This window comes from Mycobacterium sp., from assembly GCF_036490025.1.
Classification (GTDB): Bacteria; Actinomycetota; Actinomycetes; order Mycobacteriales; family Mycobacteriaceae; genus Mycobacterium.
Map to the genome: position 1 here is coordinate 39,885 of NZ_DASXEP010000159.1, position 18,406 is coordinate 58,290.

Genomic DNA, 18,406 nt, shown 5'->3' on the forward strand with positions numbered 1-18,406 from the left:
GATATGGCATGGGACTTCTCTACCGAACCGGAGTTCGAGAAGAAGCTCGACTGGATCCGCGAGTTTGTCCGCGAAGAGGTCGAGCCGTTGGAGGTGGTGTTCCCCGGCTGCGAGTTCTTGCCGCTGAACGACCAGCGGCGCAAGATCGTCGACCCGCTCAAACAGCAGGTCCGCGACCAAGGTCTGTGGGCACCGCACCTCGGCCCGGAACTCGGCGGGCAGGGCTTCGGTGCGGTGAAGCTGACGCTGATCAACGAGATTCTCGGGCGCAGCCCGTGGGCTCCGATCGTGTTCGGCACTCAGGCGCCCGACACCGGCAACGCGGAGATCATCGCCCGCTTCGGCACCCAGGACCAGAAGGACCGCTATCTGGCCGGGCTGCTGTCCGGCGAGATCTTCTCTTGTTTCTCGATGACCGAGCCGCAAGGCGGAGCCGACCCGCGCGTCTTCACCACCACGGCCCGCCGTGCCGGGCCGGAAGATGATGCCGACTGGGTCATCACCGGACGGAAGTACTTCTCCAGCAACGCATCCGTCGCCTCCTTCTTCATCGTCGTGGCGATCACCAACCCTGACGTGGCGGTGCATCACGGCGCCTCGACGTTCCTGATTCCGGCCGACACCCCGGGTCTGGACGTGGCAGCCAACCACCATCTGGTCGGGGCGGACCCACACGAACCCGGACATTCGCTGGTGCACTACGACGGAGTGCGGGTGCCGTCGGACGCTCTGCTCGGTGAACCCGGGCAGGGCTTCCTGATCCTGCAGACCCGATTGGCGGGCGGGCGGCTGCATCACGCGATGCGTTCGATCGGGATGGCGCAACGGGCGGTCGAGATGATGTCCAAGCGCGCGAAAAGCCGTTTCACTCAAGGTACTTTGCTCGCTGACAAGCAGTTGGTGCAGGAGTTCATCGCCGACTCGTACACCGAGTTGACACCGTTCAGGCTGACGGTGCTGCACGCCGCGTGGCTGATCGACAGCGGTGACGAGCACGCCGCCCGCGCGGAGATCGCCACCTGCAAGATCTTGGCGTCGCAGGTGCTGAAATCGATTGCGCTGCGGGCCATCCAGGTGCACGGCGCGCTCGGATTGACCGATCAGCTGCCGCTGGTCAATGTCCTGCTGGGCGGCATCGCGCTCGGTCTGGCCGACGGGCCGACCGAGGCGCACAAGGTCAACCTGGCCCGGATGCTGCTCAAGGGCTACCAGGCCGAAGACGAAGATTGGCCCAGCGAGATGCTGGATGTCCGCCGCGAGGCCGCGCGCGCCAAATACGGTGAGCTCATTGCCTATTAGCCGAGCGACCGGTACCCGGGTAACCGCGGCCGTCGAGCGTGCCCTCGACGACCGTCAGCGAGAAGCCACCGAAGAAGTCGAACGCATCCTTGCCGCCGCTGTCCGGGTGATGGAACGAGTGGCGCCGGAACCGCCGCGGGTCAGCGACATCGTCACCGAGGCCGGTTCGTCGAACAAGGCGTTCTACCGTTATTTCGCCGGCAAGGACGACGTTATCCTCGCGGTGATGGAGCGCGGCGTCGGGATCGTGGTCTCGTATCTGCAGCATCAGATGACCAAGGAGCGCACGGCCGCGGGTCAGGTACGGCGCTGGATCGAAGGCGCTTTCGCACAGGTCGCCGATCCGCACCTGATCAGCATGAGTCGTGCTGCGGCAGGACAGGTTTCGGCCGCCACCGACTGGCGGGCCGCCGATGACGCGATCATGCGGCCGCTGCGCGACCTGTTGACCGAGCCGATCGCGGCATTGGGCAGCAACGATGTGCACCGCGACGCCGACGCAGTATTTCATTGCACGGTGTCCGCCATGCGCCGCTATCTGGATTCCGCGCAGCGGCCCGCCCCGGCCGACGTCGACCATTTGGTGAGGTTTTGTTTGCGCGGACTGGGAGTCAGCTGATGCGCGCTGTCGTCTGCCGGTCCTACGGGCCGCCGGAAGACCTTGTCGTCGAGGAAGTTCCCGATCTCGTGCCGGGCCCCGGCGAGGTGGTGGTACGGGTGCACGCGGCGGCGGTCAATTTCCCCGATGTGCTGCTGATCGCCGGGAACTATCAGATCAAGATCCCGGTTCCGTTCACGCCGGGCAGCGAACTCGCCGGCGAGGTTGTCGCCGTCGGCGAAGGCGCGTCTTTCCGTCCCAGCCAACGGGTTTCGTCGACGACGTTCGTGGGTGCGTTCGCCGAGCAGGCGCTGCTGCCCGCGGAGGCGGTGACAGAGATACCCGACACGGCCGACTTCGCGTCCGCCGCGGCGTTCGGTGTCACGTATCGGACCGCCTATCACGCTCTGCGATCGGTCGCCGAGGTGCGACCCGGCGATTGGGTCGTTGTGCTCGGTGCCGCCGGCGGGGTGGGTTTGGCCGCCGTGGACCTGGCGGTCGCCATGAAGGCGCGGGTGCTGGCCGCCGCGTCGAGTCCGGAAAAGCTCGAGCTGTGCCGGCAGCGCGGCGCGCAAGCAACGGTCGATTACGACCGCGAGGACCTGAAGAGTCGTATCCGCGAACTCACCGGTGACAACGCCCGCGCAGTGCTCGATCCGGTCGGCGGCGGCTACGCGGAACCAGCGCTACGGGCCCTCGCCCGCGGCGGGACGTTCGTCACCCTGGGTTACGCCGCGGGCGCGATCCCATCCATTCCGCTGAACCTGGTCCTGCTCAAGGGAATCACCATCCGCGGCATGGAGATTCGTACGTTCACGGGCGACCGACCGGACGACTCCGCGCGAGATATGCAGGAGTTGACGCAGATGTTTGCGGCGGGCGTGATCCGGCCATACATCGGCGCCCGGTTTCCGCTGGCCGACACCGCGGTGGCGCTGAGGCAGGTGGCCGACCGCAAGGCGATCGGCAAAGTGGTCATTGACGTCATGGGGTGATGATGTTGAACGCCGGGTCAGGCCGGTCGAGCACGCCGAGGAACCGCTGCAGGGCCGCTTGGTCGCCGGAGAGTTCGAAACCCGGTGAGGTGAAATCCCCCATTCCCAGCATCAGCAGGCGAAAAGCATTGTCCAGCTTGATGGTCGCGGCTGCGGTCACCGCATCGGCGGGCGCCCGACGATGCACCAGCACACCGTTGCGCAGTGCGAGCCGGTAGTTCGCGTCGCGATCGGTCAACGTGACGTCGATGACGATGTCCAAGTCCCAGGCCCGGGGCCCGTTGATAGTGATGGCCAGCCCGTCGAAGATCTGCTCCGGGGTCAATTGCGACAACAACGTCGGCGAGGATGTTTGTGTCGCGGTGCCGAAGTTGCCGTCCCGCAGTTCGGTCGCCCCGGACAGGAAGAAGTTGCGCCAGGTACCGTTCTCCGCACCGTACGCCAACTGCTCCAACGTGTCGGCGAGCAGCGTGCGGGCACCGGCATGGTCGCTGTCAGCGAACACGGCGTGATCCAGTAGTGTTGCAGCCCAACGCAAGTCACCGGAATCGAACGCCTGCTGGGCGAGCTCGACGACACGGTCGACGCCGCCGATCGCGTCGACGTACCGGGCGGACAGGGCTTCCGGCGGGTGCGGCCACAGCCGAGCGGGGTTGCCGTCGAACCAACCCATGTAGCGCTGATAGACCGCCTTGACGTTGTGACTCACCGAGCCGTAATAGCCGTGGGTATGCCACGCCCGATCCAGCGCCGGCGGCATCTGCAGCGTCTCAGCGATTTCGGCGCCGGTGTGCCCCTGGTTGAGCAGTCGCAACGTCTGGTCGTGCAGGTACGCATACAAATCGCGTTGCAGCGAAAGGAATTCGACGACACGCTCGCGCCCCCAGGTCGGCCAGTGGTGGGAGGCGAACACCGCATCGGCACGGTCGGCGAAGGTATCGATCGCCTCGGTCAGATATCCCGACCAGGCGTGCGCGTCGCGGACCAGCGCGCCGCGCAGCGTCAACAGGTTGTGCAGGTTGTGGGTGGCATTCTCGGCCATGCACAACGCGCGGAATCGCGGGAAATAGAAATGCATCTCGGCCGGGGCCTCGGTCCCCGGCGCCATCTGGAACTCGATCTCGACCCCGTCGATGGTGTGGGTTTCACCGGTGCTCCGGATGTCGACGGTCGGAACGATCAGCGCTATCTCGCCTTGCGAAGGCGCCTGGCCCAGGCCGCAACCGACATGTCCTTGCGGGCCGCGCGGCAGCAGAGTGCCGTACATGTAGGTAGCGCGGCGGGCCATCGCCGGCCCGGCGTAGACGTTCTCCTGCACCGCGTGCTCGGTGAACCCCTCGGGCGCCAGCACCGCCACCTTTCCGGCATCCACGTCGGCCTGCGAGGCGACGCCCAGCACCCCACCGAAATGGTCCACGTGGCTATGGGTGTAGATGACCGCGACGACCGGCCGGTCGCCTCGGTGGGCGCGGTACAGCTGCAGCGCTGCGGCCGCCACCTCGGTGGAGACCAGCGGGTCGATCACGATGAGACCGGTATCGCCCTCGACGAAGCTGATGTTGGACAGGTCCAGGCCGCGGACCTGATAGATGCCCGGCACCACCTCATACAAGCCTTGCTTGGCGGTCAGCGTGCACTGCCGCCACAGGCTGGGATGCACCGATGGTGGCGCATCGCCGGCGAGGAACGCATACGCGTCGTTGTCCCACACCACCCGCCCATCGGCGGCCTTGACGACGCAGGGCGTCAGCGCACCGACGAAGCCCCGGTCGGCGTCGGCGAAATCGGCGGTGTCGTCGAACGGCAACGAGTCCATCGACGCATTATTTCAGCCGCGCCGAACCGGAGCCCAGCCAACCGGAAAGCCAACTGGCAAATATCGGCTGAAAAGGAATCAGGCCGTCTCAACAGGCAGCTTAAATTTTGGCCAAATCGCTATCCGCGGTTCTAGCAAAGTTGCATACTGCCGAAACGGCCCGTCAACGCTGGCGGCCCGCCACACAACAAAGGAGAACCGGGTGAAGCGTTCAGTAACGGTCGCCACAGCAGCGATGGCGATCGTCGTCGTGGGTCTGTCTGGCTGTTCGAGCAATAAGTCGTCGACGAGCGGTTCGAGCGCATCGAACCAGAGCACCGCGGCGGCGTCCGGCTCGAGTGGTTCCTCGACAGCGAAGGTCACCATCGACGGCAAGGACCAGAGCGTACAAGGCACTGTCGCCTGCACCACCGCGGCCGGCAACGTCAACATCGCGATCGGTGGTGCGGCAACCGGTATCGGCGTCGTGCTGACCGACGCCAGCCCGCCTGCGGTGAAGTCGGTGGGGCTGGGCAATGTCAACGGCGTGACGCTGGGCTACACCCCGGGCACCGGCCAGGGCAACGCCAGCGCGACCAAGGACGGCAACAAATACAAGGTCAGCGGGACCGCGACCGGGGTGGACATGTCCAACCCGATGCAACCGGTGAACAAGCCCTTCGAGATCGACGTCACCTGCCCCTAGCGCTCTCGATATCGATCGAATCGCAACCCACGACCGCGACGACCCGGCGTCGCCGTCGTGGGTTGTGCTCGTTGGGTCTCAAACCTCGGTAAGCGGTAATCGAACCGTGAAATCGGTATGTCCCGGCGCGCTTTTCAGCCTGATCGTGCCGTTGTGGGCCTTCACCACCGCCGAGACGATGGCAAGCCCGAGGCCGGTGCTGCCGCCCTTGCGGGAGCGCGAGGTGTCGCCGCGGGCGAACCGCTCGAATACTTCGGACTGCAGTCGCTCCGGTATTCCGGGCCCGTTGTCGCACACGCTCAGCGCGGCAGACGTAGTGTCCGAAGCCAATCGAGTGGTCACCACGGTGCCCGGACCGGTATGCACGCGCGCGTTGGCCAGCAGGTTTGTCAACACCTGATGCAGCCGGGCCGCGTCGCCGAAGACGATCACCGGCTCCTCGGGTAAGTCGAGCTCCCACTGATGATCCGGACCGGCGACGTGCGCATCGCTGACCGCGTCGACTGCCACCCGCGACAGGTCCACCGACTCGCGTTCCAGCGGCCGTCCGGAGTCCAGGCGGGCCAGCAGCAGCAGGTCCTCCACCAGGCGGGTCATCCGCTCGGTTTCGGACTGCACGCGACTCATGGCATGCGCCACCGCGTCGGTGTCGTTTCCCACTCGTTGGGCCAGCTCGGTGTAGCCGCGGATAGCGGCCAACGGGGTGCGCAGCTCGTGGCTGGCGTCGGCGACGAACTGCCGCACTCGCGTCTCGCTGGCCTGCCGAGTAGACAGCGCCGCGGCGATGTGGTCGAGCATCCGGTTGAGCGCCGAACCGAGTTGACCAACTTCGGTGTGCGGGTTGGCATCTGACTCGAGCACCCGCATCGGCAGCGCGACTTCGCCACGATCCAGCGGCAAATCGACGACCTGGCCGGCGGTTTGGGCTACCCGGCGCAGCGGCGCCAGCGCTCGGCGGATGATGACGATGTCCGTGGTGGTGGCCGCCGCCACGGCGATCACGGTGACCACCCCGAAGATCATCAGGACGCGGATCATCGTGGCGTCGACATCGGACAACGGCAGACCAGTGATGACGACGTCGCCGCTGCGCCGGGCGTACGCGGCAACCACGCGATAGCGGCCCAGGCCGTCGAGATTTTGCGCCACCGGCGGGCGGTTGACCACCAGCCCGCCCAGCTGAGCCCTGGCGGCGTCGGTCAATGCGGCGCGACCCCCGGCCGTGGTCAGAACGCCGGCCTCCATCGCCCCGGTGTCGTTGATCACCGCCGCGACCATGCCCACCGGCTGGCCCGGAGCGTCCAGAAAGACCGGGCCCGGGCCGGGGCGGGGGAATGATCGCAAATGGTGCCGCCACGGCGCAGCGGGCGGCTCGTCGAATATCCGCACCGAGCGTTGCGACGCATCGTGCAGCTGAGTGTCCAGCTGCGCCACCAGGTATCGGTACAACGCGAGTTCGGTCGCCGCGCCGATCCCGATACACACCACGGCGAGGACGACGACCTGACCGATCAACAGCCGAAACCGAAGGGACCAAGCCCGGCCCATTACTAACGAGCCGGCTTGAGGACGTAGCCCGCGCCGCGCAGGGTGTGGATCATGGGCTCGCGCCCGTTGTCGATCTTCTTGCGTAGATACGAGATATACAGCTCGACGATATTGGAGCGACCGCCGAAATCGTAGCTCCATACCCGGTCCAGGATCTGCGCTTTACTCAGGACCCGCTTGGAGTTGCGCATCATGAAGCGCAACAGCTCGAATTCGGTGGATGTCAACGAGATTGGCTCGCCGGCGCGGGTCACATCGTGGCTGTCCTCGTTGAGCACCAGATCGCCGACGATGAGCTGCGCGCCGCTGTCCTCGGTGGTGACGCCGGTGCGTCGAAGCAGTGCACGCAACCGCAGGACAACTTCTTCCAGGCTGAACGGTTTGGTGACGTAGTCGTCGCCGCCGGCGGTGAGCCCGGCGATGCGGTCCTCGACCGCGTCCTTTGCGGTCAGCAACAGCACCGGAAGCTGTGGGCTTTCTTCGCGGAGTTTGCGTAAGACGTCGAGCCCACTCATGTCGGGCAGCATCACGTCGAGAACGACGACGTCCGGCCGTTGCGACCGGGCACATTCCAGTGCCGCAGCGCCGTCGCCGGCGGTGGCGATGTTCCAGCCTTCGTAGCGCAACGCCATCGACACCATCTCGGCGAGGACCGCTTCGTCGTCGACCACCAGCACGTTGATCGGGTTGCCGTCGGCGCGGCGCATGACGACCCGCTCGACGGGGGCTTGGGGTTGGCTCACAGTTCCCAGTATGCGCACCGCGATGAGGCGTTGCTATGGCAATCCTATGTGCCTGCTGTGAGCCACCCTTGTCGCGGCTCGGCGGTTAGAACCAATACCTTCGGCCGGCGACCGGGCGCCCGACGCTGCCGAGGATCCAGAAGACGGCACCGATGACCACCAGAATCCAACCGAGGGTGATCAGAATCGGCACCGTCAGCACATAACCCAGGACGAGCAAGATGATCCCAAGGACGATCATTGCGACTCCATTCCAGTTGTTTTGATAAAAGCCTTCTCGAGTTATTCGGGGCGCGGTAATTCGCCTCAGTACCAGTAGCGTCTGCCGGCCACTGGGCGACCCACGGAACCCAGAACCCATAGCACCGCGCCGATAACGAGCAAGACGACGCCGATCGTTTCAAGGACATAAACCTTCAGGACATATCCCAGGATCAGCAAGATGATGCCCAAGGCGATCATGACGCCTCCATTCCGGTCAGGTAGTCGATGTCGATGGCAGGCATCGAACTGGGTTGCGGCAAATGACAATCGGCCACCTTTGGGTTGACACCCGCGTAGTTCAGCGGACCTACCAGCACGGTGACTGCGATAGTGCCTAAAGTGGCACAATTCTGATCGGTGTTTCTCAGGTAATCCCGTTGAAATGCGGCAATCACGCCGATTACCAGCCAGACCACGACTACCGCACTGAGTAAACCTCCGCCACGCATCCTGACCTCCATCGATGTCGGGCAAAAACGCAGAGCTTAGCTAAGGTACCCAGCGCCTCAAACGTCCAAACATTTGGACCGGACATCTGAATTACCGACGGGGCGGCTAATGTCGCTTTCGGGACTGCTCAGCGGATTTGCCGCGCCGGCGATGCCATCCAGCTACTGGGTACAAGAAAATGTCCGCAATCTGAACCCGGCGGGCGTACCGCGCCAGCAAATCAGGGCCGGAGCGCAGAGACGAAAACCGTCGGCGGCAGGACGTCGTCGTCGGGGACCCGGCGCCCGTAGCCGGCCAGCAGATCGGCCATGCCGATCGCCGACGCATCCCAGCCGTGTGCGGCCAACCATTCGGTCACCTCGGTGCGCTCCTCCGGGTACCAGAGGTCTTCGACGTTGGGAATCTCGGCATCAAGCACCTGGGCGGCTGCCGCGCGCATGCGCTTCGCCTGTTCACGCTGATTCGCCAGCAGGTTCGGGTCCACGGCGCTGCTCGCGGGTGCGTTGGTCGCCAGCCGGCTGCCGGCCGCGCTCAGCGAGTCGACCCGCTCGAAGAGCAGATCCTGTGCCGCCGCGGGCAGGTAGCGCAGCAGCCCCTCGGCCGACCACACCGTCGGCTGGGCCGGGTCAAAGCCCGCTTGCCGCAACGCCGTTGGCCAATCTTCTCGCAAATCCACCGCGACGCTCACCAGCTGCGCGGTGGGCTGGGCACCGCGGCGCTGCAAGGTGCTCGACTTGAAGTCCAGAACCTTCGGCTGATCCAGCTCGTAGACCGTTGTTCCGTCGGGCCACGGCAGCCGCCAGCAGCGCGCGTCCAAACCGGCGGCGAGTATCACCACTTGCCGCGGGCCGGAGGAGACCGCCTCCAGGAAGAACTCGTCGAACCACGCGGTGCGCACGGCCATGAAGTCGACCATCACCTGCATCTGCGCCTGCAACTCGGGAGCGCGCTCGCTCAGCTCAGCCGACAATTTCGGATCCGACGTCAGGCTCCACATACCTTCGCCGGCCGCCTCCAGGAATACCCGCGCGAAAGGATCCTGGATTAGCGGGTTTTCGCTGTCGGTTTCAGCGGCCCGGGCCGCGGCCACTCCCAATGCCGTCGACCCGACACTCTCGGTGATCTCCCAGGAATCGTTGTCGGCACGCGGCATGGTCGCTTCTCCCGTTAGTAGCCAGCATCGGACACTACGCGCGCCGGCTGTGAGGAAGCTGGCGCTGAGGTAGCTTCACCTTCGTGGAGGAGCTCAAAGCCCCGGACGGCCTCGCCGAGTGGATGTCAGAGCAGGGGCTCGGCGACGGCCCACTGGAAAACACCTCGCGGATCACCGGCGGAACGCAGAACATCATGTTGCGATTCACCAGATCGGGCCGACCGTACGTCCTGCGCCGCGGCCCGAAGCATCTGCGGCCGCGCAGCAACGTCGTGATCATGCGTGAGACCCAGGTGCTCGCAGCGCTGGCCGGGACCGACGTACCACATCCGCACCTGATCGCCAGCTGCGACGACCCCGACGTGCTCGGCGGCGCGGTCTTCTATCTGATGGAGCCCATCGACGGGTTCAATGCCGGCCAGGAGCTGCCCGCGCTGCACTCCGGCGACCCGGCGGTGCGTTTCGAGATGGGGCTCTCGATGGCCGACGCGCTGGCCAGGCTCGGGGCGGTGGACTACGCCGCGGTGGGCTTAAGCGATTACGGCAGGCCCGACGGCTTTCTGGAACGCCAAGTGCCACGCTGGCTTTCGGAGTTGGAGTCCTACAAAGAGTTTGAAAACTACCCTGGCCCAGACATTCCCGGCGTCGACGACGTCGCCAGGTGGCTCGAAGATGGCCGGCCGACGGCGTGGCAGCCCGGCATCATGCATGGCGACTACCACGCGGCCAACGTGATGTTCTCTCGCAGCGGCCCCGAGGTCGTCGCGATCGTCGACTGGGAGATGTCCACCATCGGCGACCCGCTGCTGGACCTCGGCTGGCTGCTGGCCACCTGGGGACAGTCGGCGGCGTTCGGCGGCCCGCTGTTCGAGAAGGGCGGCTTGGCCGACACCGGTGATCTGGTAAATCGCTACGCCCGCAACACCACCCGCGACCTGTCGCACATCACCTGGTACACCGTGCTGGCCTGCTTCAAGCTCGGCATCGTGCTGGAGGGCACGCTGGCCAGGGCCGGTGCCGGCAAGGCACCGAAAGACGTCGGCGACTTACTTCACCAGGCCACCGTCCAGCTGTTCGAGCAGGCGCTGACATTGATGGACACCGCATGATCGATTTCGACATTCCCGCCGACACCGCGGCACTGCGCGACGAGATCCGCGCATTCGTCAACGACAAGATCGCGCCCTACGAGACCGACCCCCGCCTTACCCGGCACGGTCCCGACGACTCGTTGCGCGCCGAACTGGTGGAGCTGGCCCGCGCCGCCGGACTGCTGACCTTCCAGGCGCCCAAGCGTTTTGGCGGCCGTGAGCCGTCGCACCGCGAGCAGGCGGTGTTGTTCGAGGCCGCCGGTTGGTCGACCCTGGGCCCAGTCGCGCTCAACTGTGCCGCCCCCGATGAGGGCAACATGTTTCTGCTGGGCAAGATCGCCAATTACGGGCAGGTCGAGGAATTCCTGCTGCCGGTGATCGACGGCCGGCAGCGGTCGGTGTTCGCGATGACCGAACCCGGCGGCGCCGGATCAGATCCCAACCAGCTGGCCACGACGGCGGAATTCGATGGCGCCGACTATGTCATCAACGGCCGCAAGTGGTTGATCACCGGCGCGCACGGCGCCAAGACATGGATCATCATGGCCCGCGTCGCACCGAATCCGCATGGTCCTGACGGCCCGACCCTGTTCCTGTGCGACGGCGGGGCTGGGGGCCCCAAAGGCCTTGTGATCGAGCGGGTGATGAACACGATGGACCGCAACTACGTCGAGGGCCATGGCGTGGTGCGGTTCAGCGATCTGCGGCTGCCGGTCGCGGCGGTGCTCGGTGAGGTGGGCCAGGCCTTACGCTATGCGCAGTTGCGACTGGCACCGGCCCGGCTGACTCACTGCATGCGCTGGCTTGGGGCCGCCTCGCGCGCACAGTCGATCGCGGTGCGCCACGCCCGCGAGCGCACCGCGTTCGGCAAGGCGCTCGGTGAGCATCAAGGCGTCAGCTTCATGATCGCGGACAACGAAATCGCCTTGCAGCAATGCCGACTCGCGATCTGGTGGGCGTGCTGGACCCTGGACATGGGCGATCGGGGCACCGGTAGACACGAGAGCTCGATGGTCAAGGCTTACGTGTCCGAGGAGCTGTTCAAGGTCGCCGACCGCTGCGTCCAAATCCTTGGCGGCATCGGCATTTCCGACGAGACACCGGTCGGGATGATCTTCTCCGATATGCGGGCCTTCCGGCTCTACGACGGCCCGACCGAAGTACACAAGCACGCGATCGCCCGCCAGGTGCTGCGCTAGTTTTCAATCTCCGCGCCCACCGCGGTCAATGCGGCGTCCAACGTCGGGTACAACGCCAAGACTTTGTCCAGGCCGGTCAACTGCATCGGTCTGCTTGTCGCCGGATTGCCGGCGACAATCGCGACCTGAGCCGATTTGCTGACCTTTTCGTGGGTGGCCACCAGGATCCGCAGGCCGACCGATGCCATGAAGCTCACATCGGACAGCTCGATGACCAGAACCGGTGGACCATCGTCAAGCGCCCCGGTGATTGCCGCTTCGAATGCCGGCGCCGTGCTCAAGTCGATTTCGCCGCCGATGCTCACCACCGCGACGCCTCCGCGGTAAAGGACGGAGGTAGTGATCGCATCCGCAGCTGACAACGGCCATCCTTCGTCGGGTTCCCGTTGCGCAATCGCGGACCTGGTGCCGACCCGGTGGCCGCCCTCGCAAACTGGCAGGAATACTACTTCAACAGTCACCGCAGCGAGGCTCGGTTAGTCTTGGCGCGGGACTTGCGCCCGCTGCGGAGAGCCTGGAGGTTCGATGTCGGATCAGTCGACAGATTTTTCGGGAACCAGCGTCGTCAATCCGACGCCGCCGATCTCGAGTGAGGGTTTGCTACTACCACAGCTGGTGCAGCACCTACGCCAGAACCGAACAGTTTTGCGCGAAGAGTGGGCCCGCAGGATCACCGTGGCCGAGCTGCTCACCGCGATGACCCCGGAGGAGCTCTTCTCCGAAGCGACCGCCGTTTACGACAACTACGTCGAGGTGCTCGAGACCGGAAGCGTCGAGGCCCTGCAGGCCTATGCGCGCGACCTTTCCGAACGCATCATTCCGCGGGGCGTGGAAACGGACGAGGTGCTCGGCATCGTCCTGCTGCTGCGCGACGTGCTGGCCCGCTCGTTGTTCGAGAAGTACCAGGCCGACTTCGAGATGCTCAACCGGGTTCTGGACGCCTATGAGCCGGCCGCCAACCGCATCGCCAATACCGTGGGCGTCAGCTTCGTCCAGGAACGCGAGCGCATCATCCGGCAGCAGCAGGAGGCCATCCGGGAGCTGTCCACGCCGGTGCTGCAGGTGCGCGAGCAGTTACTGATCCTGCCGATCATCGGTGTTCTGGACAGTCAGCGCGCCCGCCAGGTGACCGAGCAACTGTTGCGGGCCATTCGCGCCAACCGGGCCAAGGTCGTCGTCATCGACATCACCGGTGTGCCGACCATTGACTCCACGGTGGCCAACCACCTGGTGCAGACCGTGGACGCATCGGGCCTGATGGGTGCCAGCGTGATCATCACCGGCCTGTCCTCGGAGATTGCGCTCACCCTGGTGACGATCGGACTGGATCTTTCCAAGATGAATGCGGTCGGCGACCTGCAGGGCGGCATCGAAGAAGCCGAACGCCTGCTGGGCTACGAGGTCACTCGCACTGGCGAGACGAGCGGCTGACTGTACTTCGTTGAGAACTGACACGAGCAAGCCATGCCAGTACCGATCCTGAAGCAGGGCCCGATCCTCATTGCGTCGGTGCAAGCGGCGCTTACCGACTCCGACACCGAGCGGTTGCGCTACGACCTCATGGAGCGGGTCAGCCGCTACCGCGCACAGGGCATCATCGTCGACGTGACCGCGATCGACGTGATGGACTCATTCGCCGCCCGGTCGCTGCGCACGATCGCGCACATGACCCGGCTTCGTGGCGCGGACACCGTGATCGTCGGCCTGCAACCGGAGGTGGCGTTCGCGATGGTCCAGCTCGGCTTGATGTTCGACGACATGTATACCGCGCTGGACTTGGAAGAGGGTCTGGCGCTGCTGAATCGCCAACTGGGGCTGGGCAAATCGATCGGACTCGATGGTGGCGGATGACGTCATCGTCGATGTGGGCAACCCCGACGACATCGTCGCCGCGCGCCAGGCGGGCCATCAGATGGCGCACGCCCTGGGCTTCTCGCTGACCGATGTCACGATGATCGCCACGGCGATCTCGGAAGTCGCTCGCAACATCACCAGCTACGCCGGTTTCGGGGCTATTCGGGTTGCGGTGCAAGACCGCGAGGGCCGGCAGGCGCTGGTGGTGCGTGCCGAAGATGACGGCCCGGGTATCGCCAACATCGAAAGGGCCATGGAGGACGGCTATTCCACCGGCCGCGGCCTGGGACTCGGCCTGCCCGGCGCTCGCCGGCTGATGGACCGCCTGATCGTGGAGTCCACACCGGGCCACGGGACGGTGATCGAGATGTGGAAGTGGATTCCGCGCAATGGCTGAGCACGGTCAGCTGGGTCCGATCGAATGGGCCGCCAAGGCGCGTCCCCGCCCGGGCGAAAACGTCTGCGGCGACCGGCTGATCGCCGTCGACGTGGACGGTACGGCCGCCCTCATCGGGGCACTGGACGGTCTTGGCCACGGTGTGGAAGCCGCCGAGGCGGCGAACCGAGGCGTCGACGTGCTCCGGGCCGCCCGTGCCGAGCCGCTCGACGTGCTCGTGCAGCGCTGCCACCGTGCCCTGTCGGGCACCAGGGGGGCAGCGATGACGTTGGCGCGCATTGATTTTCGGACCGATACCCTGAGTTGGGTCGGAATCGGTAATGTCGCCGCCGACCTTGTTGCCAAACACCCCGCCGGTGTCGAGGTGCGGTCTTCGGCGCGTCTTGCCGGCGGCATCGTCGGCTACCGGATACCCGAGGCGCTGAAACCGCAGAAGGTGCCGATCCGCCCCGGCGACCTGTTGGTGATCGCCAGCGACGGCATCGTCGAGAATCACCTGGACGACATCGACTTCGCCGCATCGTCTTTGGCGATCGCCGAGCGTATTCTGCACAACCACGCCAAGGACAGCGACGACGCGCTGGTGCTCGCGGCGCGGCACCGAGGTGCGTCGGGATGACGCACGACGATTTCGACAACGAGTACGCGACCGCGCTGCGCAGTTACCTGAAGACCCGCAGCGAGGAAGACCTCACGATCGGCCACGAGCTCGGGCGCCGGGCCCTGCACGACGACATCAGCATGCTGATGATCGTCGAGAAACACGCTCAGCTTGTCCGAGAGCTGGTGGCCCGCCCGGGGTTCGACAGTCCAGTCGCACTGGCCTTCCTCTTGCAGACGCTGGCTCCGCTCGACGTCGCGACGCGCGGATTCCTCGATGGCACAAAGCGTTACGAAGAGCAGCGGGCCCGCGCCGAGAATCTCGCCGATCGCGACGAGTTCCGCAATGCGGTGGTGAATTCCTTGCAAGAGGGATTCTTCGTCGCCGAACCCGGCGGCGCGGTCGTCGAGGTCAACGATGCCTTCACCAAACTCACCGGCTATCCGGCAGACGGTCTCCCCTACCCCTGGCCGCATCCATGGTTGGTCGACCAGGAGGCAGCTCGGCTACAACAAGCCAGCCTCGCCGTGCAAAACCATGTGCAATACGAGACGCCGATCCGGCATCGCGACGGCCGACTGGTGTGGGTGGCGGCGAACGTCAACCGGGTCAACGCCGACGCCGCGGACGGCGACGTGTTTGTGGGAACGCTTCGCGACGTCACCGCCGAACGCGCGTTTGCCGCGCGGGAAAGCGCGGTGCTGCGGTTGGCAACCGCAGTGAGCGTGGCCAAGAGCGTGTCGGAAGTACTGGCGATCACCCTCGACGAGTGCCGGCTGGCTCTCGACGTTCACCGGGTGGTCGCCGCGGTATGGCCGGCGAGCGGCGCCGAGCCCACCATCCAGGTGGCCGGAGAAACGAACCCGACGTCCTGGCGGCAACTCGACGCGCCGCTGCCGGAGATCTTTCAGCAAGCGCACCATCAGCTGCCGCTGACGGTTCAACCCGTTGAATCTGCCGACTCCCCAGGCCAATCGAGCGGGCTCGTGGCCGTCTTGACCGGTGGGGGCGACGTCGCACTGTGGCTGGAGCTGCGGGTGCCGCGGCGGGTCAGTGCGGAGGATCGGCTGTTGGTCACCGTGCTTGTCGGCCACCTCGGCCTGGCGATTCAGCACGTGCGGCAGTTCGAGGCGGCTCGTGAGACCTCGCTGACCTTGCAGCACGCGATGCTGGCACCCACCGAGCTCCCGCCCGGCTTCGCGGTTCGCTACGAGCCCGCGGTTCCGCCGCTGGAAATCGGCGGCGACTGGTATGACGTGCTGCGCGTCGGCGACCAACGGATCGGGATCATCGTCGGCGACTGTGTGGGGCGCGGTCTGTCCGCCGCGGCGGTGATGGGCCAGCTTCGCGCCTCTGCCCGAGCGCTGCTGCTCACCGGCGCCGAGCCGGCGAGGCTACTCGAGGAGCTCGATTCAGTTGCTGAGCTGATCCCAGATGCCTTCTGCACCACCGTTTTTCTGGCCATCCTCGATACAGAGTCGGGTGAGTTCTCCTACAGTTGCGCCGGCCATCTGCCTGCGGTGCTGGCAGCGCCGCACGCAGCGCCCACGCTGATCTCGGATGCCCGTTCCGTGCCATTGGCTGTGCAACGCAAGAGTTCTCGGCCACAGGCATCGGTGATCGTGCCGCCCGGCTCGACGCTGATGCTCTACACCGACGGCCTGGTCGAGCGGCGTGACGTGTCGCTCGACGACGGGATCGCACGCCTGAGTACGACGATGGCAAGCGGAATGCACCTGACCGTCGACGCCGTTGCGGATGCGGCGCTGAACGAAATGGCGCCCCCGGATGGATACGACGACGACATCGCGATCGTCGTCTACCGGCGACCGTATCCACCACTGGTGATCGAAAAGGGGGGCGTCACCGCCGATCAACTCAGCGAGATCCGGCACCAACTCGCCGGGTGGCTGGAGTCCGCCGCAGTCCCCGACGAGCGAGTCGCCGACATCGTGCTGGCCGTCAATGAAGCGTGCGCCAACAGCATCGAACACGGCTACCGGGGGCGCAGGCCGGGCAAGGTCCGCGTCGACGGCGAAAATGACGGTGCCCGTGTGCATCTCAGGGTGACCGACGGTGGCTCATGGAAACCGGCGGCCACCGACCCCGGGGTGCGCGGCCGCGGATTGGTGCTGATTCGCGCGGTGAGCGAGTGGCTGGAGATGGAGTGCACGCCGTCGGGAACAACGGTCGACATGAGCTTCAATCTTCCGGAGTAGCTATGGCAGGACGGTGTGCATCAACATCACGTCGTAGGCAGACCACAGCGACAGGTTGAAGTACAGGTCTTTGCCGTTCGACCACGGGTGAATCATCGGTGCGTAGATGCCGCCGGGCATCTGGAACGACGTGACGAGCGGCTGCTCGGGACTCCACGGCCCTTCGGGTGCGGGCGCAGTGCGCGCGATGACGTCGTTGTTGCCACCGTTGGTGTAGAGCACCAGATACTGCTTCAGATAGTCGTTGTATTGCGCCGACATCTCGCCCACCGGCCCGGGGAAGATCGGTGTCGCCGCGCTCGGGTCCACCGGGACCCATCCTCTGCCTTCGCCATTCCAGTATTGATACTTGCCGAGATCCGGCAACGCGCCCGGCTGGACTCGGGACAGGAAGGCCGCGCCGCTCCGGCCGGGCGGGGTTCCGAAGGAATACAGGTAGCCGTCCTTGCCCCGCATGAACGCACCCATCTGGAAGTTCTCGTTGCCGGGGAAGAATCGTGCGCCGGGCACGGTGTCCGCGGCGGCCAGTCGGATGCTGCCGGGGTAGACACCCCAGCTCTGACCGTTGTCCAACGAGCGCGCGATCCCCGAGTAGTTCGTCGACCACTCGCCGTCGCGGCCCCAGTTCTTGATCGACATGAAGCTCATGTACTGGGTTCTCCCGAGCGAAAGCGCCGACGTCGGAATGATTCCGGTCTCGTGCCCCGCCTTGTGGATGCTGTTGAGGACCTGCTTGGACAGGCCCGGCGCCCATACCGGTGAGCCGGAGTACGGGTTGTTGGGCACGCCGTCGGCCACGTGAATCCCGTGCGACAGGTCATGGTCCTGGCTGCGGAAAAGGACGTTGTATCGCCACTGCTGGCCGTGCATGGCGCAATAGCCGAAGGTGTCACCGAACGCCATCAGGACCTGGCGATTAGCGGGATCACCGTTGTCCCAAGGAATCCCGAGATCCGTGCCCGAGATACCGAATCGCTCGAGGGTTCGGTTCGGGCTGTTGGGCCCGGTCACGAAGTCGACGAGTGACGTCGGAGCACCCGCGATGCCGGCCGGCGGAGCCGGGGGGGCCGGGACCCCCTCGGGGACAGCCTGATTGGCGTTCGGGGACTGCGGGACGGCCCCGCCCGGCACCGGGGGCACGGGTGTTACCGCGGCCTGGAGATGCGCCGGCTGCTGGGGTATCGCCTTGAGCAGCGAAGAAATCAGCGGACCCAGTTTGGGTAGCGGTGCGTTGTCGTTGGTACCCCGCGGCCTGCGGCCCGTCGGCGGTGCGACCGGCCCGGGCGAGGGAATGTTCGGCATCCCGGCGGGCGGCGGGACGTTCGCCTCCGGGGAGCTGCATGCCGCAGCCATCGCCGGCGGTGCAGAACCGGCCGGCACGATGAGTCCGATAACGGTCGCCGAGGCCACCGATACCGAAACGATTCGACGAATCGCCGACATGTCCCACCTCTCCCGGGGCGAGCCGCCGCCGCTGAATCACATTGACGTCCG

20 protein-coding genes are annotated in these 18,406 nt (G+C 65.7%); 11 read left to right on the forward strand and 9 right to left on the reverse strand.

What is annotated here, in order from left to right:
- The first annotated feature begins 3 nt into the window (after nucleotides 1-3).
- Genes VGG53_RS18130 through VGG53_RS18140 form a run of 3 tightly spaced genes read left to right on the forward strand, consistent with a single transcriptional unit; the run spans nucleotide 4 to nucleotide 2,892 of the window.
- The gene (locus VGG53_RS18130; RefSeq protein WP_331519463.1) at nucleotides 4-1,299 is read left to right on the forward strand and encodes an acyl-CoA dehydrogenase family protein; all 1,296 of its coding nucleotides are present in this window, start codon (nucleotides 4-6) and stop codon (nucleotides 1,297-1,299) included.
- Nucleotides 1,295-1,918, forward strand: coding sequence for a TetR/AcrR family transcriptional regulator (locus VGG53_RS18135; RefSeq protein WP_331519485.1), 624 nt, complete (start codon nucleotides 1,295-1,297; stop codon nucleotides 1,916-1,918). Before VGG53_RS18130 ends, VGG53_RS18135 begins: the two co-directional genes overlap by 5 nt.
- Nucleotides 1,918-2,892, forward strand: coding sequence for an NADPH:quinone oxidoreductase family protein (locus VGG53_RS18140; RefSeq protein WP_331519464.1), 975 nt, complete (start codon nucleotides 1,918-1,920; stop codon nucleotides 2,890-2,892). Before VGG53_RS18135 ends, VGG53_RS18140 begins: the two co-directional genes overlap by 1 nt.
- On the opposite strand, the gene VGG53_RS18145 is transcribed toward VGG53_RS18140, so the two are convergent.
- A complete protein-coding gene (locus VGG53_RS18145; RefSeq protein WP_331519465.1) occupies nucleotides 2,882-4,708 on the reverse strand; it encodes an alkyl/aryl-sulfatase in 1,827 nt (608 codons plus the stop codon). The two genes, VGG53_RS18140 and VGG53_RS18145, sit on opposite strands and share 11 nt — an antisense overlap.
- 202 nt (nucleotides 4,709-4,910) lie before the next feature.
- Between VGG53_RS18145 and VGG53_RS18150 the strand changes: the two genes are divergently transcribed.
- Nucleotides 4,911-5,393, forward strand: coding sequence for a lipoprotein LpqH (locus VGG53_RS18150; RefSeq protein WP_331519466.1), 483 nt, complete (start codon nucleotides 4,911-4,913; stop codon nucleotides 5,391-5,393).
- Between the two features lie 78 nt (nucleotides 5,394-5,471).
- Here VGG53_RS18150 and VGG53_RS18155 read toward each other — a convergent pair whose 3' ends face one another.
- The 6 genes from VGG53_RS18155 to VGG53_RS18180 form a co-directional block, all read right to left on the reverse strand.
- Nucleotides 5,472-6,941: a HAMP domain-containing sensor histidine kinase gene (locus VGG53_RS18155; RefSeq protein WP_331519467.1), complete on the reverse strand. Its 1,470-nt coding sequence runs from the start codon at nucleotides 6,939-6,941 to the stop codon at nucleotides 5,472-5,474.
- Nucleotides 6,942-6,943: 2 nt separating this feature from the next.
- A complete protein-coding gene (locus tag VGG53_RS18160; protein ID WP_331519486.1) occupies nucleotides 6,944-7,648 on the reverse strand; it encodes a response regulator transcription factor in 705 nt (234 codons plus the stop codon).
- Nucleotides 7,649-7,769: 121 nt separating this feature from the next.
- Nucleotides 7,770-7,925, reverse strand: a complete 156-nt coding sequence (locus tag VGG53_RS18165; RefSeq protein WP_331519469.1) for a hypothetical protein — start codon at nucleotides 7,923-7,925, stop codon at nucleotides 7,770-7,772.
- A gap of 65 nt (nucleotides 7,926-7,990) precedes the next feature.
- Nucleotides 7,991-8,146: a hypothetical protein gene (locus VGG53_RS18170; protein ID WP_331519470.1), complete on the reverse strand. Its 156-nt coding sequence runs from the start codon at nucleotides 8,144-8,146 to the stop codon at nucleotides 7,991-7,993.
- Entirely contained in the window at nucleotides 8,143-8,409 is a 267-nt protein-coding gene (locus VGG53_RS18175; RefSeq protein ID WP_331519471.1) for a hypothetical protein, read from the reverse strand. The genes VGG53_RS18170 and VGG53_RS18175 overlap by 4 nt, the downstream gene beginning before the upstream one ends.
- Before the next feature lie 209 nt (nucleotides 8,410-8,618).
- A complete protein-coding gene (locus VGG53_RS18180) occupies nucleotides 8,619-9,551 on the reverse strand; it encodes a class I SAM-dependent methyltransferase (RefSeq protein WP_331519472.1) in 933 nt (310 codons plus the stop codon).
- Between the two features lie 122 nt (nucleotides 9,552-9,673).
- On the opposite strand from VGG53_RS18180, the gene VGG53_RS18185 reads away from it, so the two are divergent.
- A complete protein-coding gene (locus VGG53_RS18185; RefSeq protein WP_331519487.1) occupies nucleotides 9,674-10,660 on the forward strand; it encodes a phosphotransferase family protein in 987 nt (328 codons plus the stop codon).
- Nucleotides 10,657-11,841, forward strand: a complete 1,185-nt coding sequence (locus VGG53_RS18190) for an acyl-CoA dehydrogenase (RefSeq protein WP_331519473.1) — start codon at nucleotides 10,657-10,659, stop codon at nucleotides 11,839-11,841. Before VGG53_RS18185 ends, VGG53_RS18190 begins: the two co-directional genes overlap by 4 nt.
- On the opposite strand, the gene VGG53_RS18195 is transcribed toward VGG53_RS18190, so the two are convergent.
- Nucleotides 11,838-12,203: an STAS domain-containing protein gene (locus VGG53_RS18195; protein WP_331519474.1), complete on the reverse strand. Its 366-nt coding sequence runs from the start codon at nucleotides 12,201-12,203 to the stop codon at nucleotides 11,838-11,840. The genes VGG53_RS18190 and VGG53_RS18195 overlap by 4 nt on opposite strands.
- A 163-nt stretch (nucleotides 12,204-12,366) precedes the next feature.
- On the opposite strand from VGG53_RS18195, the gene VGG53_RS18200 reads away from it, so the two are divergent.
- The 5 genes from VGG53_RS18200 to VGG53_RS18220 are packed head-to-tail and all read left to right on the forward strand — an operon-like array spanning nucleotide 12,367 to nucleotide 16,912.
- Nucleotides 12,367-13,272 (forward strand): STAS domain-containing protein, encoded by a 906-nt coding sequence (locus VGG53_RS18200; protein ID WP_331519475.1) that lies wholly within the window; start codon nucleotides 12,367-12,369, stop codon nucleotides 13,270-13,272.
- A gap of 33 nt (nucleotides 13,273-13,305) precedes the next feature.
- Nucleotides 13,306-13,692 (forward strand): STAS domain-containing protein, encoded by a 387-nt coding sequence (locus tag VGG53_RS18205; RefSeq protein WP_324438493.1) that lies wholly within the window; start codon nucleotides 13,306-13,308, stop codon nucleotides 13,690-13,692.
- Nucleotides 13,679-14,092, forward strand: coding sequence for an ATP-binding protein (locus VGG53_RS18210; RefSeq protein WP_414688994.1), 414 nt, complete (start codon nucleotides 13,679-13,681; stop codon nucleotides 14,090-14,092). Before VGG53_RS18205 ends, VGG53_RS18210 begins: the two co-directional genes overlap by 14 nt.
- Entirely contained in the window at nucleotides 14,085-14,711 is a 627-nt protein-coding gene (locus VGG53_RS18215; RefSeq protein WP_331519476.1) for a SpoIIE family protein phosphatase, read from the forward strand. Before VGG53_RS18210 ends, VGG53_RS18215 begins: the two co-directional genes overlap by 8 nt.
- Nucleotides 14,708-16,912: a SpoIIE family protein phosphatase gene (locus VGG53_RS18220; protein ID WP_331519478.1), complete on the forward strand. Its 2,205-nt coding sequence runs from the start codon at nucleotides 14,708-14,710 to the stop codon at nucleotides 16,910-16,912. The genes VGG53_RS18215 and VGG53_RS18220 overlap by 4 nt, the downstream gene beginning before the upstream one ends.
- On the opposite strand, the gene VGG53_RS18225 is transcribed toward VGG53_RS18220, so the two are convergent.
- On the reverse strand, nucleotides 16,913-18,355 hold the full coding sequence (locus VGG53_RS18225) for a DUF4185 domain-containing protein (RefSeq protein ID WP_331519479.1): 1,443 nt from the start codon (nucleotides 18,353-18,355) through the stop codon (nucleotides 16,913-16,915).
- Nucleotides 18,356-18,406: the final 51 nt, after the last annotated feature.

Excerpts from the sequence above, each read along its gene's own strand:
- VGG53_RS18130 (WP_331519463.1), top strand. The coding sequence starts at position 4 with ATGGCATGGGACTTCTCTACCGAACCGGAGTTCGAGAAGAAGCTCGAC.
- VGG53_RS18140 (WP_331519464.1), top strand. The coding sequence starts at position 1,918 with ATGCGCGCTGTCGTCTGCCGGTCCTACGGGCCGCCGGAAGACCTTGTC.
- VGG53_RS18145 (WP_331519465.1), bottom strand. The coding sequence starts at position 4,708 with ATGGACTCGTTGCCGTTCGACGACACCGCCGATTTCGCCGACGCCGAC.
- VGG53_RS18155 (WP_331519467.1), bottom strand. The coding sequence starts at position 6,941 with ATGGGCCGGGCTTGGTCCCTTCGGTTTCGGCTGTTGATCGGTCAGGTC.
- VGG53_RS18160 (WP_331519486.1), bottom strand. The coding sequence starts at position 7,648 with ATGCGCCGCGCCGACGGCAACCCGATCAACGTGCTGGTGGTCGACGAC.
- VGG53_RS18165 (WP_331519469.1), bottom strand. The coding sequence starts at position 7,925 with ATGATCGTCCTTGGGATCATCTTGCTCGTCCTGGGTTATGTGCTGACG.
- VGG53_RS18170 (WP_331519470.1), bottom strand. The coding sequence starts at position 8,146 with ATGATCGCCTTGGGCATCATCTTGCTGATCCTGGGATATGTCCTGAAG.
- VGG53_RS18175 (WP_331519471.1), bottom strand. The coding sequence starts at position 8,409 with ATGGAGGTCAGGATGCGTGGCGGAGGTTTACTCAGTGCGGTAGTCGTG.
- VGG53_RS18180 (WP_331519472.1), bottom strand. The coding sequence starts at position 9,551 with ATGCCGCGTGCCGACAACGATTCCTGGGAGATCACCGAGAGTGTCGGG.
- VGG53_RS18185 (WP_331519487.1), top strand. The coding sequence starts at position 9,674 with ATGTCAGAGCAGGGGCTCGGCGACGGCCCACTGGAAAACACCTCGCGG.
- VGG53_RS18190 (WP_331519473.1), top strand. The coding sequence starts at position 10,657 with ATGATCGATTTCGACATTCCCGCCGACACCGCGGCACTGCGCGACGAG.
- VGG53_RS18200 (WP_331519475.1), top strand. The coding sequence starts at position 12,367 with ATGTCGGATCAGTCGACAGATTTTTCGGGAACCAGCGTCGTCAATCCG.
- VGG53_RS18205 (WP_324438493.1), top strand. The coding sequence starts at position 13,306 with ATGCCAGTACCGATCCTGAAGCAGGGCCCGATCCTCATTGCGTCGGTG.
- VGG53_RS18210 (WP_414688994.1), top strand. The coding sequence starts at position 13,679 with ATGGTGGCGGATGACGTCATCGTCGATGTGGGCAACCCCGACGACATC.
- VGG53_RS18215 (WP_331519476.1), top strand. The coding sequence starts at position 14,085 with ATGGCTGAGCACGGTCAGCTGGGTCCGATCGAATGGGCCGCCAAGGCG.
- VGG53_RS18220 (WP_331519478.1), top strand. The coding sequence starts at position 14,708 with ATGACGCACGACGATTTCGACAACGAGTACGCGACCGCGCTGCGCAGT.
- VGG53_RS18225 (WP_331519479.1), bottom strand. The coding sequence starts at position 18,355 with ATGTCGGCGATTCGTCGAATCGTTTCGGTATCGGTGGCCTCGGCGACC.